The organism is Sphingorhabdus arenilitoris, from assembly GCF_042651485.1.
Classification (GTDB): domain Bacteria; phylum Pseudomonadota; class Alphaproteobacteria; order Sphingomonadales; family Sphingomonadaceae; genus Sphingorhabdus_B; species Sphingorhabdus_B arenilitoris.
In genome coordinates this window covers 358,336-376,474 of the sequence record NZ_JBHSDH010000013.1, presented here as the reverse complement: position 1 = coordinate 376,474, position 18,139 = coordinate 358,336, and the positions used below count along the sequence as shown (strand labels likewise).

General features: G+C 51.6%; 17 protein-coding genes and 1 tRNA gene. 5 read left to right on the top strand and 13 right to left on the bottom strand.

Annotated features, from left to right (window positions below; translation table 11 throughout):
• The gene (locus tag ACFOWX_RS05925) at positions 1-651 is read right to left on the bottom strand and encodes a histidine phosphotransferase family protein (RefSeq protein ID WP_381422236.1); all 651 of its coding nucleotides are present in this window, start codon (positions 649-651) and stop codon (positions 1-3) included.
• 57 nt (positions 652-708) lie between these two features.
• Complete coding sequence (locus ACFOWX_RS05920) at positions 709-1,116, bottom strand: Mov34/MPN/PAD-1 family protein (RefSeq protein ID WP_381422234.1); 408 nt, start codon at positions 1,114-1,116, stop codon at positions 709-711.
• On the opposite strand from ACFOWX_RS05920, the gene ACFOWX_RS05915 reads away from it, so the two are divergent.
• The 3 genes from ACFOWX_RS05915 (at position 1,115) to mtgA (ending at position 3,809) form a co-directional block, all read left to right on the top strand.
• The gene (locus ACFOWX_RS05915; RefSeq protein ID WP_381422232.1) at positions 1,115-2,074 is read left to right on the top strand and encodes an RluA family pseudouridine synthase; all 960 of its coding nucleotides are present in this window, start codon (positions 1,115-1,117) and stop codon (positions 2,072-2,074) included. The genes ACFOWX_RS05920 and ACFOWX_RS05915 overlap by 2 nt on opposite strands.
• A gap of 75 nt (positions 2,075-2,149) precedes the next feature.
• Positions 2,150-3,061, top strand: a complete 912-nt coding sequence (gene rpoH, locus ACFOWX_RS05910; RefSeq protein WP_381422231.1) for an RNA polymerase sigma factor RpoH — start codon at positions 2,150-2,152, stop codon at positions 3,059-3,061.
• A 46-nt stretch (positions 3,062-3,107) separates the two neighbouring features.
• A complete protein-coding gene (mtgA, locus tag ACFOWX_RS05905) occupies positions 3,108-3,809 on the top strand; it encodes a monofunctional biosynthetic peptidoglycan transglycosylase (protein WP_381422229.1) in 702 nt (233 codons plus the stop codon).
• A 60-nt stretch (positions 3,810-3,869) separates the two neighbouring features.
• Here the strand turns inward: mtgA and ACFOWX_RS05900 are convergent, their stop codons facing one another.
• The 8 genes from ACFOWX_RS05900 to ACFOWX_RS05865 all read right to left on the bottom strand — a co-directional run bounded on the left by ACFOWX_RS05900 (position 3,870) and on the right by ACFOWX_RS05865 (position 13,197).
• On the bottom strand, positions 3,870-6,386 hold the full coding sequence (locus ACFOWX_RS05900; protein ID WP_381422227.1) for a TonB-dependent receptor: 2,517 nt from the start codon (positions 6,384-6,386) through the stop codon (positions 3,870-3,872).
• A 272-nt stretch (positions 6,387-6,658) separates the two neighbouring features.
• On the bottom strand, positions 6,659-7,930 hold the full coding sequence (gene clpX, locus ACFOWX_RS05895; protein ID WP_381422225.1) for an ATP-dependent Clp protease ATP-binding subunit ClpX: 1,272 nt from the start codon (positions 7,928-7,930) through the stop codon (positions 6,659-6,661).
• Positions 7,931-8,078: 148 nt separating this feature from the next.
• Positions 8,079-8,702 (bottom strand): ATP-dependent Clp protease proteolytic subunit, encoded by a 624-nt coding sequence (locus ACFOWX_RS05890; protein ID WP_381422224.1) that lies wholly within the window; start codon positions 8,700-8,702, stop codon positions 8,079-8,081.
• Positions 8,703-8,848: 146 nt separating this feature from the next.
• Entirely contained in the window at positions 8,849-10,384 is a 1,536-nt protein-coding gene (tig, locus tag ACFOWX_RS05885) for a trigger factor (protein WP_381422222.1), read from the bottom strand.
• A gap of 78 nt (positions 10,385-10,462) precedes the next feature.
• A tRNA-Leu gene (locus ACFOWX_RS05880) sits at positions 10,463-10,547 on the bottom strand.
• Between the two features lie 93 nt (positions 10,548-10,640).
• Entirely contained in the window at positions 10,641-11,249 is a 609-nt protein-coding gene (locus tag ACFOWX_RS05875) for a hypothetical protein (RefSeq protein WP_381422220.1), read from the bottom strand.
• The gene (locus ACFOWX_RS05870; protein ID WP_381422219.1) at positions 11,246-12,436 is read right to left on the bottom strand and encodes a M48 family metalloprotease; all 1,191 of its coding nucleotides are present in this window, start codon (positions 12,434-12,436) and stop codon (positions 11,246-11,248) included. Before ACFOWX_RS05870 ends, ACFOWX_RS05875 begins: the two co-directional genes overlap by 4 nt.
• Positions 12,433-13,197 carry a hypothetical protein gene (locus ACFOWX_RS05865; protein WP_381422217.1) on the bottom strand — a complete coding sequence of 255 codons (765 nt, stop codon included), beginning with the start codon at positions 13,195-13,197 and terminating at the stop codon, positions 12,433-12,435. The genes ACFOWX_RS05870 and ACFOWX_RS05865 overlap by 4 nt, the downstream gene beginning before the upstream one ends.
• A gap of 189 nt (positions 13,198-13,386) precedes the next feature.
• Here ACFOWX_RS05865 and ACFOWX_RS05860 point away from each other — a divergent pair, with 189 nt between their 5' ends.
• Both ACFOWX_RS05860 and ACFOWX_RS05855 read left to right on the top strand, forming a co-directional pair.
• Positions 13,387-14,067, top strand: coding sequence for a hypothetical protein (locus tag ACFOWX_RS05860; RefSeq protein ID WP_381422216.1), 681 nt, complete (start codon positions 13,387-13,389; stop codon positions 14,065-14,067).
• 18 nt (positions 14,068-14,085) lie between these two features.
• Entirely contained in the window at positions 14,086-14,745 is a 660-nt protein-coding gene (locus ACFOWX_RS05855) for a hypothetical protein (protein WP_381422214.1), read from the top strand.
• Positions 14,746-14,804: 59 nt separating this feature from the next.
• On the opposite strand, the gene gatB is transcribed toward ACFOWX_RS05855, so the two are convergent.
• From gatB to gatC, 3 genes are read right to left on the bottom strand one after another with little or no spacing between them, the layout of a single operon-like run.
• Complete coding sequence (gatB, locus tag ACFOWX_RS05850) at positions 14,805-16,307, bottom strand: Asp-tRNA(Asn)/Glu-tRNA(Gln) amidotransferase subunit GatB (RefSeq protein ID WP_381422213.1); 1,503 nt, start codon at positions 16,305-16,307, stop codon at positions 14,805-14,807.
• 2 nt (positions 16,308-16,309) lie between these two features.
• Complete coding sequence (gene gatA, locus ACFOWX_RS05845) at positions 16,310-17,794, bottom strand: Asp-tRNA(Asn)/Glu-tRNA(Gln) amidotransferase subunit GatA (protein ID WP_381422211.1); 1,485 nt, start codon at positions 17,792-17,794, stop codon at positions 16,310-16,312.
• Positions 17,794-18,093, bottom strand: a complete 300-nt coding sequence (gene gatC, locus ACFOWX_RS05840) for an Asp-tRNA(Asn)/Glu-tRNA(Gln) amidotransferase subunit GatC (RefSeq protein ID WP_381422209.1) — start codon at positions 18,091-18,093, stop codon at positions 17,794-17,796. Before gatC ends, gatA begins: the two co-directional genes overlap by 1 nt.
• Positions 18,094-18,139: the final 46 nt, after the last annotated feature.

Genomic DNA, 18,139 nt, shown 5'->3' with positions numbered 1-18,139 from the left:
TTATACGGCCGGGCTGCGGATAATGGCTCCGAATATCTTTGTTTCTGCATCAGGTTCAGCGAGCTGCAAAACGCCGCCATCACGGACCACAAGGCCCCGAACCATCCACGCCGCTGCTGTCCGAGAATCAATCGCATCCTCTTCCAAATTCCCCGCTAACGCAGCCTTTATCGCGTCATCCAATATCACTTTTGGTCCAGTTGCGCTGATTACAATTTCCTGTTCCTCGCCGCGATTTTCGGCTCCGACCGATAATGTGCCGCCGCGCACCAGCATATCATTGGCGATGAACACCAGATTCAAAAGAATTTTGACCACCCGTTTTGACAGCAACTCCGACGGAACCGACCAGATGAGCTGCGTCCGTCCGCTGCCGGTGACGAGCGGCTCAATCACCGCCCTCGCCTCTGCCGGATCGACCGAAGGACCAAAGCCGCCGGCAGCGCCAAAGGCCAAACGGAAAAATTTAAGCTTATCTGCCGCGGACTTTGCGCTATCAGTCAATAGCTGCAAGCAGCGCTTCTGCATTTCAGGATCATTTTCGTCGGCCAACAATTCAAGGCCGTTATTCATCGCGCCGACAGGGCTAAGCAGGTCGTGGCACAATCGCGAACATAGCAGGCTGGCAAGATCAATATCGGTGTCGGGCATGATTATAAGCTCTTTTATATAGATTTGCGATCCTAATGGCCACTTGATCCACTGGTTTCAACCTTGAAAAATTATTTCGACTTCGTCAAACCGGCCAAAGAGCTTCCCTTTATGGGACGCCGACCACGCAGTCACTTCATCCTGCGCGATGATCAGCCAATATTTGCCGTCGGCCGATGCCATTTTGGCATCGGTCATCGATGGCCCTGCTTTTCCATTGGGGTGGGAATGATAATAGCCGAGTAGCGACAGGCCGCCCTGACGCTGCGCCTTTTGAACCGACAGCAGCACGGCAGGATCAATTTCAAAATTACACCGGGTGTCGGAGGCGACATTCTTTGCAGGCAGCAGCCGTAACACCTGTTGCCCGTCACCAAGCAGCAGGCCGCAACATTCATAAGGATAGGCACCGCGCGCAAAATCGGTCAATTGTGTTCGATGCTGACTTGATAAGAACAATGCCATGCCCCACATTTACGCCATGGGGGATCAAAATACCATCTTAACCGGGCTGATCGGCGGCGGAAGGCTGGACAGAGAATTGGCTCTGGCCCTGCCTGAATATTCCCGCGCGCGGCTGCAAGCATTGATCGCGGGCGGGGCGCTGTGCGTTGATGGACAGATCGTGACCGACGGTTCGAGCAAAAAATATGCGGATCGCCCTTTTACCTTGACGCTGCCACCTGCACGCCCGGACCGGGCAGCACCGCAGGATATTGATATTCCAATTGTGTATGAGGACGACCATTTGTTGGTCGTGAATAAACCAGCAGGGCTGGTGGTCCATCCATCGGCCGGCCATGCCGATGGGACCCTGGTCAACGCTCTGCTGCATCATTGTAAAGGTTCGTTATCGGGTATCGGCGGGGTGGAGCGTCCGGGCATCGTTCACCGGATTGACAAGGATACGTCCGGTTTGCTTGTCGTTGCGAAAACTGATGCAGCGCATGAGGGGCTGGCGAAGCTATTTGCTACGCATGATATCGACCGGCGCTATTTCGCAATCGTCAAAAACATCCCTGCCCCGCCCGCAGGGGTAATCCGGACGCAAATCGGCCGCGCGCCGCATGACCGCAAAAAAATGGCAGTTCTGCCCGAGGGTAAGGGCCGCCACGCCGTTACCCATTTCAAAATGGAGGAAGCATTGGACAAATGCGCGCTGGTCAGTTGCAGGTTGGAAACAGGCCGCACACATCAGGTTCGCGTCCATATGGCGCATATAGGACACCCACTAATTGGCGATCCCGTTTATGCTAATCGACAAAAAACATATAAAATTGGACCAAATCAATCCATTTTCGCACGGCAAGCCTTGCACGCCGCAAAACTAGGCTTTATTCATCCTATTACGGGAGAAAAACTGTCTTTCTCCAGTAACCTTCCTGACGATATGCAGGAACTGTTAATTCAGTTGCGCGTATAAGATAGAAGACAACCGTTTCGCCAAAAGGTGCTTAATTGGGAGGCCTAGCGGGAAACATCTAAATGAGGAAATATTATGTCAGAGACGAGAAACGTTCCGGCAACAATCCCTGCCCTTGGGGGGGACCAAAGCCTTAACCGCTATTTGGCGGAGATCCGCAAATTTCCAGTATTGAAGCCTGAACAGGAATTCATGCTGGCCAAACGCTATAAAGAACATGGCGACCCCAAAGCTGCTGAACAATTGGTTACGTCGCACCTGCGACTCGTGTCCAAGATCGCCATGGGGTATCGCGGCTATGGCTTGCCCGTTTCGGAGCTTATATCCGAAGGCAATATCGGTTTGATGCAAGGCGTGAAGAAATTTGATCCTGATCGCGGATTTCGGCTCGCAACCTATGCGATGTGGTGGATCCGTGCATCGATGCAGGAATTTATCTTGCGCAGCTGGAGCCTTGTAAAAATCGGCACAACCGCGGCACAGAAAAAGCTATTCTTCAACCTACGCCGTATGAAGAATAACCTCGAAGCCTTTGAAGATGGTGATTTAAACCCCGAAGCTTTGGCAAAGATCGCGAAAGACCTTGGCGTGTCCGAGGAGGAAGTGAACAATATGAACCGCCGCATGGCGATGGGCGGCGATACATCGCTGAACGTGCCTATGCGAGACGAGGGCGAAAGTGGCGGCCAGTGGCAGGATTGGCTCGTCGATGACGAGCCATTGCAAGATGAACGTGTGGCAGACGCACAAGAAGACGGGCTGCGCAGCCAGATGCTGATAGAGGCGATGGACGGTTTGAACGACCGCGAAAAGCATATATTGGCCGAACGGCGCTTGGTCGATAATCCAAAGACATTGGAAGAATTGAGCCAAGTTTATAATGTCAGCCGCGAACGCGTTCGCCAAATCGAAGTGCGGGCGTTTGAAAAACTCCAAAAAGCGATGCTGCGTATCGCTGGTGAAAATCGGATGCTTCCGGCTAGCTAAGCGAAAAAATAATGACGGCGGCGAAGGTCTGCGGTAATCGATCCGAATGACCACAGAAAAACCTTCGCCTTCCCGTCGTTTTTTTCGTTTTTGCTTCAAAACTATTTTCTATTTCATCATCGGTAGCGTGCTGTGGGTGTGCCTATACGCATTCGTGCCCGTGCCAACGACGATCACCATGTTGACCGACAGCAATGGCGCAACCCGCAAATGGACACCGTTATCGGACATATCGCCCAATATGGCGAGAGCAGTAATCGCCGCAGAAGATAGCAAATTTTGCAGCCATGATGGCTTTGACCGCGAAGCCATTGAAAAGGCAATCAAAACAAATGCCAACAGAAACAGCAAACGCGGCGGTTCGACGATTAGCCAGCAAACAGCGAAAAATGCCTTTTTGTGGCAAGGAACCGGTTACAGCCGCTATATTCGAAAAATCCCCGAGGTCTGGTTCACCTTCCTCATCGAAAAAATCTGGGGCAAACACCGGATAATGGAAGTCTATTTGAACATCGCCGAAACCGGTATCGGCACATATGGCGCCGAAGCAGGATCGCAGCGCTATTTCGAAAAACCGGCGAAAAACCTAACTAAACAAGAAGCCGCGCGAATTGCAGCCGCCCTTCCCTCACCCAAAAAACGGGCCGTGAACGGAGCCAAGGGCTTCACCCGCCGCTATGGCAACAGCATCGCGGCGAGGATTAACATCGTGAAACGCGACGGGCTCGATAGCTGTATTTATAAATAACAATAGCCAAAAAAAGGCGGAACTTTAACAAGCCCCGCCTTTTTTCCAAATCTGTTTTATTTAGAACCCGATAATTACAGACACACTACCTGCACGCGGAGCGCCGATTTGGGCAAAACCGAATCCGTCAAGCGAACCACCAAAAAATCCGACATAATATTCATCGAATAAGTTTGTCAGGTTAAACTGGATCGCGACATCGCCGCCAGTAGCAAACTGCCCCAAAGTCCAGCGGGCATCAAAATCGACGATTGTATATGCTGGAGCACGATCAAGGTTAAGATCATTCACCCAGCGTGGGCCAGTACGTTTCACCTGCGCACCAATTTCAAAATCACCAAAGGCAACTTGTCCGCGAGCACCAAACGAATAGTCAGGAGTTCCAGATTCTGACTTTCCACCAGTCGCAAGGAACAGCGGTTGGTCATTCGCATCAACCCCGGATTGAACATCTTCCTTAATTTCAGATTCATTTATTGAACCAAAAACATATAGCAAAATGTTAGAATTCGGGCGGTAAGCAATGGAGCCATCAACACCATATTTATCCACGCGGCCGAGGTTGCGGAATACGACCGCCCCTTCGCCCATATTCGCATCTGGATCAAACGCTGATGCTAAACGATCCTTGTATTGTGTGAAATAACCGCCAATCTGAGCTTGGATATTACCGGAGCTGAACCGAAAGCCGACGTCAAAGCTGTCGGTGGTTTCGGGAACTGGACGAGCGCGGTCGTCATCGGCAAGGAAAAGCGAGTCATAAAGGGGATCGGTTCCCGGTACGGACAAACCTTTTGCATAGTTACCAAAAACGGATGCAGAATCCCCGAAATGATAGGTGAAGCCAACGTTTGGTAGCAAACTATCATATTTATAGGTCCGGGAAAGTGGCGGCGCATATGTCGGGTTTGCTGCTTCATATTGGCTCAGGTCTTGCCCTGGGTTGGGGCAATCTACAAAGCCACTAATCGATGTAGTGTAGCAATTCTGATTCAAACGCCGTTTGAAAAATGGAGCGCGCAGACCGATTACGGCAGTTAAATCTCCAAAATTCCCTCGATATTCGCCAGAGACCTGATGTAGTATCGCATAAGAAAGACGGTCCCGCTTGTTGACTTCCAATCCATCTAGGTCAAGCACCGGATTATCGATCGCGAATACATTATCTGGTTCACCATTTTGCAGCATGCCGCCAATTTGACCCGTTTGGCGATGTCGGGCACTGTCCCACGTATATGCTAAACGTAACCGGTGGTCAGAGCTAAGGTCATAGATCAGGTTCGCGACCGCCCCATAACGATTTGTTTGCGTTTGACTGGGATCGGTGCCTGCCACACGGTCTAATAAATCGCCATCGCCGTTCAAATCCCGGCCAAAATAATAGCCTCCATTGAACGCCCCCGTAAGCGGTATGGTCGTTCCACCGGGTGTAAAGAACGATTCCCGCAGGTCATCTGGTCCACCGCCATTGGCTTTGACATATTGATAACTTGGGTCAAAAGTAAACGTCAGTTTGTCCGACAATGAGAAACGCGAAGCACCCCGAATGTTCCCAGTATCAGAAGGATTATACCGGCGGTAAAATGCTGCACCACAGCCATTGCGGTCATCATAGCGCTCAGACACGCCGTTAGTGCCGCCGCCGCCTAAAACCTGCCCGCTGGGGACTGAACACGGAAACTCTCCGCTGAACTCATAAACCCGGAAGCGATCTTCTTTTGAAAATAGGCCGTCATAATATTGCAGCAAATTGCCGATGGATTCAGAGCCGGCAAAATTGTTACGGTTGCGGTTATAGTGCCCCGCCACCGAAATAAAGTCACCGTTACTTCCGATATCTTGCCAAATGCTACCGTTAAATTGCGTCTTATCGACTTGGCCGTAAGGGTTATATGGCACGCCATAACGCGTATAGCTTACAGATGCAAAAGCCTTTGTACCTGCCCCGGTGATATCACCGGTATCGACCATGCCAAAGCCCCGCATGTAAACGGTATCAGTGGCACCCGCAGCCAATACGTCGCCAAAGGTCATGGTTGTTGTCAGACCAAAATCATCGCCCGGCTCACGTGTGCGAATATTGATTGTTCCACCAGTTGCGGAAGCAGTTGGGCTATCGACATCAGTTGTGCCCAGGTTTACGTTTACTGACTCCAAAACCTCGGAATCAACCTGCTGGTTGGTGTACAGCGCATAGTTACCAGAATCGTTCAAAGGCAAGCCATCCAGCGTCTGTGAAACACGATCAGCTCCAAACCCACGAATAGTGAAGCCGCCACCCGACGAACCCCATGGGTCATTATTTTGAAAGCTGACACCGGGTATCAAGTTGACAATGTCATTCACTGTCTGACCTGGACGTTGACGACGTATCGCCTCTTCATCCAATACCTGCTTTGCCTTTGGGGTATCGGGAAATTCGATCCCACCTATGCTGGTCTCAGCTTGACCTGTAACAACAATCTCATCCTCAAATTCAACCGATCCGGTTGACTGCGCCAAAGCGGCGCTGGGCGCTGTTGCAGCAGCCACACCGATGGCGGTTACGCTTGCTGCCAAAAAATAACGGATTTGCATTAAACTTCCCCATTGTCTGTTTCAGTTTTTGGATCGGCTGGGCCGATCTCCTGCAGAATCGATCTCTTGTATCGACCCTTGCTGAAACGCTTTGGGGATGGATTTTGTCAATTACATGACATAATGTTACGCTTCATGGCACTTTTATTACAAGCGATTACTAACAGGCTGGAAACGAACCGGAAAAACAAAATGAGGTAGTTACAAGATCTATCTTTTGATTTACATCTGTTGCTGCGATGCAACATATCAGGGTCCGAACCCTAAGACAGTCAGGCAGCGTCTTCTTTTTTTGCTTTATCGGTTTCAGCGAAAACCTTAACGGGCTCTTTGCGTCCTTCGACCACATCTTTATCGACCACAATCTCCGACACACCGTCCATCGTTGGCAGGTCGAACATGGTATCAAGCAAGATGCCCTCCAATATAGACCGCAGCCCGCGTGCACCGGTTTTGCGTTCAATGGCTTTCTTTGCAACAGCCTCCAACGCATCGTCGGTGAAGGTCAGCAGCGTGTCCTCCATGTCGAACAATTTGGTATACTGTTTCACCAGCGCATTTTTGGGTTCGCGCAAGATTTTCACGAGCGCGGAAATGTCGAGATCTTCCAGCGTCGCCGTCACCGGCAACCGGCCAACAAATTCTGGGATAAGCCCGAATTTCAGCAAATCTTCAGGCTCAAGCTGTTTCAACACTTCGCCCGCGCGGCGCTCTTCAGGGTCAGCGACATGAGCGCCAAATCCGATTGACTTGCCTTCGAGCCTGTTAGAGATAATTTTTTCGAGGCCCGCAAATGCACCGCCGCAAATGAAGAGGATGTTTGTCGTGTCGACCTGCAAAAATTCCTGTTGCGGGTGCTTGCGCCCACCCTGTGGCGGGACGGATGCGGTTGTTCCTTCCATCAGCTTCAACAAAGCCTGTTGCACGCCCTCCCCGCTGACATCGCGGGTGATGGACGGATTTTCCGCCTTACGGCTGATCTTGTCAATTTCATCAATATAGACAATGCCGCGCTGCGCTTTTTCGACATTATAATCGCTCGCCTGCAGCAATTTTAGGATGATATTTTCTACATCCTCCCCGACATAGCCCGCCTCGGTTAATGTGGTGGCATCAGCCATTGTGAAGGGCACATCAAATGTCTTCGCAAGCGTTTGCGCCAACAACGTCTTACCGCAACCGGTTGGCCCCAAAATCAGGATGTTGGATTTGGCAAGATCGACATCATTATTTTTGGCGGCATGATTGAGCCGTTTATAATGGTTATGAACCGCCACCGACAAAACCCGTTTGGCGCGCGCTTGTCCGATGACATAATCGTTCAGGACATCGTTAATTTCTTGTGGACTAGGAACCTCGCCCTCTTTGCGGCCAGTCAGATTGCCTTTGGTTTCTTCGCGGATAATATCGTTGCACAGTTCCACGCATTCATCACAAATGAATACCGTCGGCCCTGCGATAAGCTTTCGAACCTCATGCTGCGATTTCCCGCAAAAGGAGCAGTATAATGTGCTCTTAGTATCGGTTCCGCTTAACTTCGTCATAAATTATCCTATTGGCCGCAATCAGAGCCGTGCAAATTATTACTGTCACAATCTTATCGCCGCATATAAATTTGGCAATAGCGGAAAACCCCTTGTCTCAGTTTAGCAAACAAGGTGGATTATTTCCTAATATGTTCAGCCTGATGATTTATTTGCCGTCTTCGCTTTCGGCTGTCACTGGTCTTTTGTCGAATACCTCATCAACCAAACCAAAGGCTTTGGCTTCATCTGCTTCCAAAAATGTGTCGCGGTCCATTGCCTTCTCAATTTCTTTCAAAGGCTTACCTGTATATTTCACATACAGGTCGTTCAGCCTTTTGCGGATGCGCAATATCTCTTTGGCTTGGATTTCAATATCGGATGCCATGCCGCGTGCTCCGCCCGATGGTTGATGAACCATGATCCGGCTGTTGGTAAGGGCCACGCGCATGCCTGGCTCCCCCGAGGCCAGTAGGAAACTGCCCATTGACGCCGCTTGACCGATGCACACTGTGCCAACGCGCGGGCGGATATATTGCATGGTATCATGGATGGCCATGCCAGCGGTGACGACTCCGCCCGGAGAGTTAATATACATCCAGATGTCTTTTTTGGGATTATCCGATTCTAAAAATAGCAACTGGGCGGTGATGATCGAAGCCATATTATCTTCGACTTGACCGGTTACAAAAATGATCCGTTCCCGCAAAAGACGAGAAAAAATGTCCCAACTCCGTTCACCCCGGTTCGACTGTTCGATAACAACCGGGATTAAGGATTCGGGGATGGGCATTTCGTTGATCATGATATGACTTTCGCTAATTTATTTCTCTCGTCCCTACATCGGGGGGAACGCCATCTGTTTCAAGGCGAAAAACAAATTTAACGTTAAGCACGCCTCAAAAAAAAGGCCCGGCATTTCGCGCGGGCCCATTTTCCTTATTTTTTCGCCGCTGGCTTTTTTGCCGCTGGCTTCTTTGCTGCGGTTTTCTTCGCCGCCGGCTTATCCTCGTCAGACTTTTTGGCAGGTACTTTTTTCGCTGCTGGTTTCTTTTCAGCCGGTTTATCCGCATCTGCCTTTTTAGCAGTTGTTTTCTTCGCAGGTGCTTTCTTCGCTGCTGCCTTTTTCGGAGCGGCCTTTGCCTCTGGCTCCGCCTCTATCGCTGCTTCCAGCTCTTCGCGGGTTACAGTTTTGTCGGTTACCTCGGCTTTTTCGAAGAGGAAGTCGACGACTTTATCTTCAAACAAGGGCGCGCGAAGCTGCGCGGCTGCCATCGGGTTTTCCTGTAAATAGCGGACAAACGCTTCATGCTGATCGTGCGGATATTGCTGTGCCGCTTGTTGAACCAGCATATTCATTTCCTGCTGGTTCACCTCAACGCCGTTGGCCTGACCAATTTCAGACAGCAACAAGCCCAAACGGACACGCCGTGCAGCGATATCGCGATAATCGTCCTTTTCGGCTTCCATTTCTGCCTTGGCTGCTTCGGGATCTTCTTCGCGGGCCGCTTCCTGTTGCAATTGCTGCCAAATTTGGCTGAATTCAGCTTCCACCATCGATGGCGGCACTTCAAAATCATGGTCAGCAGCCAAAATGTCGAGCAATTGGCGCTTCATATAAGTCCGGGTCAGGCCGTTTAATTCCTGCTCAACCTGCCCCTTCATCAATTCACGCAGCTGGTCCAACCCTTCAAGACCAAAACCTTTTGCCATGTCATCGTCAATTTTGGTTTCAGCAGGCTTTTTGACCTCACCAACAACAATATCGAAAGTCGCCGCCTTACCTTTCAGGTTTTCGGCATTATAGTCTTCCGGGAAGGTGACGTTGATGACTTTTTCGTCATTGGCCTTCAATCCGATCAGCTGATCTTCGAAGCCTGGGATCAATTGGCCGGAACCAATTTCCACGGCCATGCCTTCGCCTTTGCCGCCGTCAAATGGAACGCCATCGACCTTGCCTTCAAAATCGATGATGATTTGATCGCCCTCAGCCGCCTTGTAGGATTTGGCCGCTGTTTCAAAACGCTTTTGCCCTTTGGCCAGACGCTCAATCGATTCGTTAACTTCTGCGTCGGTGGGCTCAACCTGCAAACGCTCCAGCTTCAATCCGTCTATCGCTGGAAGAGTAATGTCGGGCAGCACTTCAAAGTGGAAATCCACCACAACATCTTTGCCCGGCTCGTAATCGCTATCCAGATGCAGATGTGGCTGCGTCGCGGGGCGCAGCTTATTATCGGTCAGTGTCTTTTGCACACCGTCCTGAATGGAGCTGTTCAGCGCCTCCTGCATCAAGCTGTCCTTGTACTTTTTTTTCACCAGATTCGCTGGAACCTTGCCGGGGCGGAAACCGGGCATCCGCATTTGCGGCGCGATTTTTTTTACCTCGGCGTCAACGCGCGCTTCCACCTCAGCGGCGGTAATGGTCATTTTATAAGCCCGCTTGAGGCCTTCATTTGTCGTTTCTTGCGTTTGCATAACTGCTTCTCTAATCCTGACGGCTGCGCGTTGCCGCGCATATTTGAATTTCTATCGGCCTATCCCATAGGGCGTATTTGGTGCGGGTGAAGGGACTCGAACCCCCACATCTCTCGATGCCAGAACCTAAATCTGGTGCGTCTACCAATTCCGCCACACCCGCGCCGACCAGTTGCCTGAAAGCCGGTCGCGCGGCCTTAACGGCAAAGATGCAAGAGAGCAAGTGCCCAAGAGGCCGAAAAACACGCTAACGGATTTATTTGTCTTTTGCGAGCTTGATTGACGCGGCCATATCACGGAAATTCTGCAAATCCTTGTCAAAATAATAGATTTCGGGCGCGACATAATTTGCGAGATATAGCCGCCCTTCAATGATCGCCCCGACACCCTCGCCCCGCCGAACCAGCTGATCATCGCCCGCAGAATATTTATATGCAAAACGGACGCCATCATGTCCGGCGAATTTGGCAGGCTGTATATCAAGCATCTCAAACACAGACGTTTGCAAAATGATCCGCGATGACGCTTCAAATAACTCAACAATATCTGTGGGCAGCATATTGGCGCTGAATTTTGGTAGCGGGTTATTCCGTTTGTCATATTCACGGTACAGCGTTTCACCGCCCGCTATTTCCGCAAAGAAACTCAATTCATTGAGCAGCAACCCGTCGCTCGTCCAAATCTCGCCGCGATTTGATGGACGCGACGACCAACGGTTCCAATCGCCCGCAGCGATTACCGTCATTTTCGCTTTTGTGACTGTCGCAGTTTCCCCATTTTCGCGCAGGCTCCAGCCTGCCTGGGCAGGGGCGGTCATGGCAAAGGAAAGCAATAGCAAAGCGGCCAATCGGGGTACTTTCCTCATTTACCCGCCCCTGCCATCATCTCGATAATCCCTCGATCAAACGCATCGGGATTTGCCCGCAGATACCGGTGCAATGCGGTTTTGCCCTCTTCCGGCGCACCCGACCGGATCAACGCCAGCCCCAACCCGCGCCAGCTTTCTGCCAATTCAGCGTCAGCAGCCAGCGACTGCCGGTAAAAAGCTGCTGCCTGCGTAAAATCGCCCTCCTTGCCTCTGGCCCGGTATAATTCGGCGCGCGCATATAACAGTTGCGGCGTCCATCCGCTTTCTCCCAATTGCCTCAGCAGAAATTCTGTCGCGCCGAAATCATTCAATTTAATCTGATCATCAATCAGCAGCGGCCACCACCGCGCCAATGCCGCTCGATATTCCGCTTCGTTGCGGACATAATTTTTCGGGGGCTTTTGTGCCGCCGCCTGCTCCAGATACTCCATCCGCTCACCGCTATTGGGGTGCGACGCAAAAAAGCCGCCATTATTGTCTTTTTGGCTTTTGCGTTTTCGTTCTTCAGCGGTTGCGTCCATTTCAGCGCGCAATCGGCGCCAGATATCTGACGCGGCACGCGGATCATATCCGGCATCGGCCAGATAATCGAGCGATACCAGATCGGCCTGCCTCTCCATATCCCGGCTGAATGAAAAAATCGACCGGATGGCCCCAATCTGGCCGATGAAGCCGACATAGGGAACGAACGACATCCACGCCATAGCGTCCGTTTTCTGCCTGATATTGCGGAAGGATTGGAGCGAATGAAGCCTGTCAAAATGGCTAAACTCGTGACCCAGCACGGATGCCAGCTCCGCTTCATTTTTGGTCCTCAATAACAGGCCTGACCAGACGATCATCATTCCATTCGGCGCCATGCTCGCGTTAAAATAGGGGGTGCGCATAATGTAAATCCGCACCCGGCCGCATGACTCGCCCACCGCCGAGCATAATATTTTGCGGATATAAGCGTTTAACTCGGGATCTTTAATCAGCGACTGTGAATTTTTCACCTCTCGCTCTAGCTCATCCATCTGCATCCACAGGCCGCGTTCGTCATCATCTTGTGGTTGGTAATCAAATGCCGCAGGGCTTAACGCTGCACCCGTTCCTCCATCGGCCTGCGCATATGCCGGGACGGGATGCCCAAATATGGACAGGGAAAGCGCTGCAATCAGCGAGAATGATCCCGTCAGGTTCATGGCGCGCCGCCGACGGTGACATCGCCCCGGCGCGATTGCACAGGCGACCGGACAGGGAAATCTTCCAATAATTGCATCACCCGCTTTTCCGCCCCTTCCTGCGTCCGCACATCGCCGCCCATGGATATATCGGCGTTAATCCAAACGAGATCGCCATTTTTCAGATCCACGAGCGCCGCATAACCAATATGCACCCCCGCAGGGATAAGGTCGGCCGCCAAAATCAGACCGACAATCTGTGCCGCTTTTCGTCCCGAAGAACCATAGCTGTCATAGCTATATAAAAACAAACCATAATCCGCGCCGCCGCCGATAGTGGACAGCTCCTGCACGGTCGGGCCCAGCGTCCAATCAAACTTCCCTTTTTTGGACGGCAGTTCATCGCCGGGGAACAGCTTATGAGTGATGGCGGCATCGGCGATCACCCGAAACAATGCCTGATGATCGGCCATCAACCTCGCCTGCTCACCTTGCAAAGCGGGCATGAAGATCACATCATTCCCGCCCCGCGCCTGCGCCGCGACCAATGCGTCGTTCAGCAAAGACTTTGCCTGCTGCGTCCAATCGGCATTGGGTTGATCGAGCCCGCCAGTGGTCTGCTCAGCAACCTGCACATCGGGGCGAAACACCAATATCTTAACCGCCTTATCCGCTGGCAGGGTAAAACCCTCTTTAACCGCGCTTCCCTCTGTTCCGAATAATTGGGCGTTGGCGGGGGCCGTTACACAGACAAGCAAAACCAGAATTGATGCAACAAACATCCGGAATTTGCTTGCATTATTGAAATTCTCGACCAACTTCGCGTCCCTCATCCTACGATGAAATTAAGGTGATGTATTTTTATCACCTTCGGATCAGAATCTATATTGTTTATCGTAAATGTCACCGCTAAATCTCTCATCAATCATACTGGGGCTGTTTTAACATAAGTATGAAAATAAGGGGGCGTGATGATTGCTAGAGCAAAACCGTATGCGGCGACCATATTCATGGTTTTGGCCATATTTCCCTCCCAAGCAATGTGGGCGCAAGATACCCAGGACTCTGCAAATCCGGATACAGTTCCAATCGACCAATGCGAATTACATGTTTGGCCGAGTAACGGACTTCGGTCGGTTTATCATGGCTGGTTCCATGGCGGAATAGTAGACGGAGCAGTCAAAGGGCGTGACGGTTATAAGGAACTGCCTGCAGACCCGGTCAGCACAGATACGCAGGTCGCCGTCTTGTCCAACGCGGCTTTGCCTCAGATGCTGAAATTACCGGATTATAAACTGATAGTGCATGATGAAGCTTTGGATAGCGTCAAAATAAAAAATACACCGGGTAGCATGATCACTTCGCGAACCAGCTGCTACGCGGAACTGATAGCTGATGATGTGTTTTATCAAGAAGATATTATAAATGGTTCATATCTAAAAACATTATTTCGTTACAAGCAATTTTCCCAAGGCGATAATCCAACACGAACTTTCGGGACATGGACCAAGATTAAACTGAAATCTTTTCCGCCGAAAACGGTAGAGGGAAATGATACCGCTCTGCAAGAGATACGAAATGCTTTTGCGGCAAACATCGATCAGTTTGCCAATTTTTTAAATCCGCCACCAAAGAAAAAGAAGTCAAAGTAAATCAGTAGGGGAGTTATTATGAAGAATAGGAATAAAATGCTGGCATTAGCGGCCATCGGCACTGCGGTATTTGCACAGCCAGCAGCAGCCCAGGATGCAGCACCATGCGAATTGCATATCTGGCCTGCAGAACGGATGACGTCGGTAACCACTGGTCTGCTCGGCGGCGGTTTGTTGGATGCCGCGCTTCATGCTGGTAAAGATGCGAGCAATAAGGCATCGCTGGCTAGCGCGCTAGACAGCCCAACACAGCTTGATGCGCTGCAGTCATTGGATCTGAAAACACTTTTGAAATTAAAGCCTGATACGGTTTTTGTAACGCATGAGACGCCGCTAGAGCGCAAGACAATGAATAAGATTAAAACGCGCCGCTCGGACTCACAGGCCACTTGTTATTCGGAATTGATCGTTGCAGATGTTTTCTACCAAAAAGCGGCAATTTACGGGCGTTCGCTGCGTACATTATTCATGGTTCGCGACTTTGGAAATGACCAGAAAATTGACTTTGAATATAAGGCGTGGGGCGGCAACGGGCTGAAACTGTTTCCTCCAAAAGAAGGCGAAGATGCAGTTGCCGCGCTTGACGAATTGGGCATTGTTTTCAAAAAGAATTTTGAAGAATATAGCAACAATGCACAGAAATCGATCAGCACAAAGAAAAAGAAAACGCTCAATTAATTTCGAGGCGAGTCAATTCAATAAGGGTGCCGGACATTTTTTCGATCCGGCACCTTTTTTTATGTTAAAGCCTTTTTCAGCAAATCATTCACAACCTGCGGGTTGGCTTTACCCTGCATGGCTTTCATTGTTTGGCCGACAAAAAATCCGAACAGCTTATCCTTGCCCGATTTATATTCGGCAACCTTGTCCTGATTGGCGGCGATGATTTTGGCGATTTCCGCCTTAATCGCGCCGGTGTCATTTGTTTGCTTCAGGCCCTTTTCCTCAACAATCGCCTCGGCGCCCTGCCCGGTTTCCAGCATGATTTCAAAAACCTGCTTGGCGATACTGCCCGATATCGTGCCGTCGGCGACGAGTGCGAGTAATTCCGCCCCCTGCGCCGGGCTCACCGGGCTTTCATCGAGCGACTTGCCCAACTTATTCAGCGCCCCGAACAGCTCACTCATCAACCAATTGGCGGATTGTTTTGCCACTTCCGCCTCGGCCTTACCCTGTTTCGCAACGCCTTGTGCCAGCAACGCCTCAAACCAATCGGCGGTTTCATGCTCGGCGGTGATAACGGCGGCGTTGTAGGCGGACAAGCCAAGCTCATTTTCGTAACGCGCCCGTTTCGCATCCGGCAATTCGGGCAGTGACGCGAGGCATTCGGCGACAAATTCGTCATCCAGCTCCAACGGCAATAGGTCGGGATCGGGGAAATAGCGATAATCATGCGCGTCTTCTTTCGAACGCATGGGGCGCGTCTCGCCCTTGTTGGCATCGAATAGGCGGGTTTCCTGCACCACTTCACCGCCGCTCTCGATTACATCAACCTGCCGCTGCGCCTCATATTCCACAACCTGTTGCAGGAAACGGATTGAATTCACATTTTTTGTTTCGGTGCGCGTGCCAAATTCTTCACCCGGACGGCGCACCGATACGTTGACGTCGGCGCGCATGGAGCCTTGCTCCATATTGCCGTCGCAGCTACCAACATAGCGCAGAATAGACCTCAGCTTTTTGACATAAGCCCCTGCTTCGCTTGGTGAACGCATATCGGGTTTCGACACAATTTCCATCAGCGCCACACCGCAGCGGTTCAGGTCAACATAACTCATCGTTGGATGCTGATCATGCATCAACTTGCCAGCATCCTGTTCAATATGAATGCGTTCAATGCCGATGGTCCGCGTTGGGCTGTCGGGGTCTTTCTCATTCTGCGTAACTTCAATCGCGCCTTCACCAACAATCGGGTGATAGAGCTGCGAAATCTGATAGCCTTGCGGCAAATCGGCATAGAAATAGTTTTTCCGGTCGAAACGCGACCATTTGTTGATCTGCGCATTAATCGCAAGGCCGGTGCGGACGGCTTGGCGCACACATTCCCGGTTCACGACCGGCAGCATACCCGGCATGGCGGAATCGATAAGGCTCACCTGACTATTCGGCTCTGCTCCAAATTCGGTCGCCGCGCCGGAAAACAGCTTTGACTTAGAGGTGACCTGCGCATGGACCTCAAGGCCGATGACGACCTCCCATTCACCGGTATTTCCTTGAATGCGGTATGTTGATTCAGTCATGCTCACCACCATTTCTCCGGCTTCGCCACAAACCCGGCGCGTTCTTCTATGGCCAGCCCGGCATTCAGCACACCTTGCTCATCAAGCGCATTGCCGATGATCTGAAGCCCCAATGGCAGCCCATCTTTATTCAGCCCCGCAGGCACGCTCATCGCAGGCAAACCAGCGAGTGACGCGGGCACCGCGAACACATCGTTCAAATACATGGCCAACGGATCTTCGCTATTTTCGCCGAGCGCAAAGGCGGCTGTTGGCGTTGTTGGCGCCAGGATGACATCACAATTTTCGAATGCCTTCTCAAAATCCTGCGCGATTAATGTGCGGACTTTTTGCGCCTGAGTATAATAAGCATCATAAAAACCGGCGGACAAAACATATGTGCCGATCATAATTCGGCGGCGCACTTCGGGACCGAAACCGGCGGCGCGGGTTGCGGCATACATTTCCTGCAGCCCTGCCCCGTCCGGCAATTCGCGCAAACCGTACCTGACGCCGTCATAACGTGCGAGGTTCGACGATGCCTCGGCAGGAGCGATGATATAATAAGCTGGCAGCGCATATTTGGTATGCGGCAAGGAGATGTCGACAATCTCCGCCCCGGCATCTTTTAACCAAGCGATGCCATTGTCCCAGCTGTTCAATATATCCGCATCTGTGCCGTCCATCCGATATTCCTTGGGAATACCGACTTTTTTGCCGCGCAAATCGCTGTTCAAACCCGCTTCCCATTCCGGCACCGGCAGGTCGAGCGACGTGGCATCTTTCGGATCGAACCCAGCCATTGCCTCCAGCATAATGGCGCAGTCGCGCACATCGCGGGCCATGGGCCCAGCCTGATCCAGCGAGCTGGCAAAGGCAACAATGCCCCAACGGCTGCACCGGCCATAGGTGGGTTTTATTCCGGTAATCCCGGTGAAGGCCGCTGGTTGACGAATCGAACCGCCGGTATCGGTGCCGGTGGCCGCCGGGCATAACCGCGCCGACACCGCCGCCGATGATCCGCCCGATGATCCGCCGGGCGCGAGCGGGGCATTATCCCCGCCGCACCGCCGCCAAGGGGAGATGACATTGCCAAAATAGCTAGTTTCATTGGACGAACCCATGGCGAATTGGTCAAGGTTCAATTTGCCCAGCATCCCCGCACCCGCTTTCCACAAATTGCTGGAAACGGTGGATTCATAGGTCGGGATGAAACCTTCCAATATATGGCTGGCCGCGGTCGTCTGAACGCCATTGGTGCAGAATAAATCCTTCATACCAATGGGGACGCCTGCCATTTTACCGAGTGTTCTACCCGCAGCCTTATCAGCATCAACCGCCTTAGCCGCTTCGATCGCCATATCCGGCGTATCTACGATAAAGGCATTGAGCGCCTTTGCCCCCACAACATTAGCGTTGAAGGCTTCGGCAACTTCAACCGCTTTGAAATCGCCCTTGGCGACGCCGTCACGGATGGCCGCAACGCCCAATGAGGTTAAGTCTGTCATTATTCAATCACCTTGGGTACGCCGAAAAATACGCCTTCTTTTGCAGGTGCATTGGCCAGAACCTTATCTGTAATCCCGCCGCCCGTCAGGTCGTCTGTGACGATATCGGTGCGCATTTTGGTTTTGTTGGCAATGACCGAGGCCATGGGGGCTACGCCGGTGACATCCACCTCACCCAGCTGCTCAACCCAGCCCAGTATGCCGTTCAATTCGGACACCATCGTCTCTGCCTCTGCATCATTGATGGCAATGCGGGACAGTTTGGCGATTTTCACCACTGTTTCTTTATCTACACTCATAGTCGTCGCAGCTAGCACCGCGTTTAGCCCGCTTCAACGGAAAATC